Here is a 2376-nt window from a genome sequence, read left to right as displayed (position 1 = left end):
CGTGCGCTCTCCTGTTCCTGCCTTTCGGTTTACCGGTGTCATTCCGCTGTTGTGGCCGCGGTTTCTCATTCCACGCCTGACACTCAATTCCGGGTAGGCAGTTCGCTCCAATCTGTACTGTGTGCACGAACACTCCTTTCAGTCCGACTGCTGCGCCTATTCCGATAACTATCGACTTGAGTCCAACCCGGAAAGACACGACAAAGCGCCAATGGCAGCAGCCACTGGTAACTGATTTAGAGGAGAGAGTCTTGATGTTATGCGCCGGTTAAGGCTAAACTGAAAGGACAAGTTTTGGTGACTGCGCTCCTCCAAGCCAGTTACCTCGGTTCAGAAACTTGCCGGTTTCCTGAACCCTCAAAAAACCACCTTGCCGGGTGGTTTTTTTGTTTCCGAAACAGACTAATTCTCTCAAGCCCCCCCGTCAAGAAACGCCATCAAGATCCACAGAGAACATGCAAAAAAAAGCCTAATAGCTCAAAAAACAAGCAATCGACGCGATATACAAAAAATTATATAAATAAGCACTATCGGAACATCCCGAAAAAACTTTATACTTCACAGTTGAAATTCTGCCGCCTTAAGGATAAGTGGCAGGTAATAGCAACCAACAGAGGAAACGCGTATGTGCGCTTTTAATCGACGACGACACTGAGGAGGTGTTTATGAAACCAGTAGTATATGTAGGGGGTTCACAAAAAAGCCTAACAGGGCAAAAAGTGTTCCCAAAGAGTCTTGAAGAAGAAGTAGCAGTGGAGATAGGTCGCTTGCAATATGGCTTGTCCCCCCTGAAGAAGACCAAGGCAATGAATGGCCTCGGACAAGGTGTTATCGAGTGGGTGAAGAATGGTAAACCAGCTTACCGGATGGTTTACGTAGTAGGTAAAAAAGCTATCTACATACTACATGCATTCTCAAAAACATCAGATGGCACACCAAAGTCCGAGGAAGACACAATCAAGCTACGGTATAAGATGCTTCCAAAAGACTTCTGATAAATCAGGAGATAATCAAAGCAGTGTTCATAGCACTGCTTTTCTCACCTTCACGTCAATCGGGCTCTCTTTGTCGTGAGGTCGAAATGAAACATCCATAACGAATCCTATGCGGCACAAGATCTCCAGTAACGTATCAATGGCAAATTTTGAAAGTTGACCGTTCATAAGATTACTGACTCTTGGCTGACTGACACCGAGTTTCTCTGCTGCGACACGCTGCGACCAACCTTGCTCACGAATCAACTCCGTAAGAATGATGATCAGCTTGGACTTCAGTGAAATCATATTTAGCTCAACAGCGTCCTTAGCAAAGAGTTCGTACGGTTCACTTACACGGTGAAGCATATCTCTCCTCATAAGTCCTGCGAGTGTAAAAAAGTAGATGTAGCTCGAAACTATTCGGGCGTTCACAGGGAGCGGCATTATACGCACCCCCCAATAAGTCGGCAACAAGAAATATAAATTCTTATATACACATCCACTATATAGTGATCTTTAAACCAAGATGCAAGCGGCAACCGCATTTTTTGCCATAAAAGATCATCAAACGTCAGCGAATTTAATGGTAATTGAATTGAAAAAGCAGTGCCATTTACCATAACACCCGTTTAACGCACCACTCAAAACGCACTGAGAGCGCTTTTACCTTCCAGGCCTCAAAACACCATGCTTTATACCCAAAAACACCGCAGAATCGCACACAAGAGTTTTGAAGGCATGAATCGTTATGCATCCGTGCGCATGAATTCCAATGTCACACCATATGTCCCGAAAAAGCCCCGTTTTAGACTGTCTTCTTTTCTGGTTCGTAGAACCACAGCAGGTTCAAAGGGGGCTCTTTGGCACCGCGACTGTATCACCGCGTGTATACATCGCCGTCGTGCCTGACGGTTGAAAGAAAAAGCAGATCACGGATGAAGCGCACACACGGCACCTGCGGTTTACCTACAGTTTGCCTACATTCCAACAGCCAGCACCCACGCTTTACCTACAGAATGCCTACGGAAGACCTACACTCAGCACCCACGCTTTACCTACAGAATGCCTACGGAAGACCTACACTCAGCATCCACGTCAAGCACGGCAGGGAAGCAACTGAAGGAATTGCCTCACGAACACGCAATTTATTGTGTGATCGTGAGGCGATGGCGGGTGTCGGGGCGGCGAGCCCTGACCAGAGTATTTGTGATGCGGTCGCGTGCGCGGTATTACAAATGCACATCCTGTCCTGTCGTTTTGTGAAGAAGCCGCAGCGGCGGTGGCCACAAAACATTTCCTGTCCAGACCATTGGAAATGACAGGGAAGCAATGTCAGTTATGCGCGTAAGGTGATCTATGTAAGGAGGGTGGATCTTCCGCTTCCTCGCTCACTGAATCG

2 protein-coding genes are annotated in these 2376 nt (G+C 47.0%); one reads left to right on the top strand and one right to left on the bottom strand.

The features are described from left to right. The first annotated feature begins 665 nt into the window (after positions 1 to 665). Positions 666 to 995: a type II toxin-antitoxin system RelE/ParE family toxin gene (locus BUB06_RS21710; RefSeq protein ID WP_039476526.1), complete on the top strand. Its 330-nt coding sequence runs from the start codon at positions 666 to 668 to the stop codon at positions 993 to 995. A 27-nt stretch (positions 996 to 1022) separates the two neighbouring features. Here the strand turns inward: BUB06_RS21710 and BUB06_RS21705 are convergent, their stop codons facing one another. Next, positions 1023 to 1343 (bottom strand): helix-turn-helix domain-containing protein, encoded by a 321-nt coding sequence (locus BUB06_RS21705; protein WP_039476522.1) that lies wholly within the window; start codon positions 1341 to 1343, stop codon positions 1023 to 1025. Between the last annotated feature and the right edge of the window lie 1033 nt (positions 1344 to 2376).

It is taken from the genome of Pectobacterium carotovorum, assembly GCF_900129615.1.
Classification (GTDB): domain Bacteria; phylum Pseudomonadota; class Gammaproteobacteria; order Enterobacterales; family Enterobacteriaceae; genus Pectobacterium; species Pectobacterium carotovorum.
The sequence above is the reverse complement of the archived record's forward strand: the minus strand, read 5'-3'. Positions and strand labels throughout refer to the sequence as shown.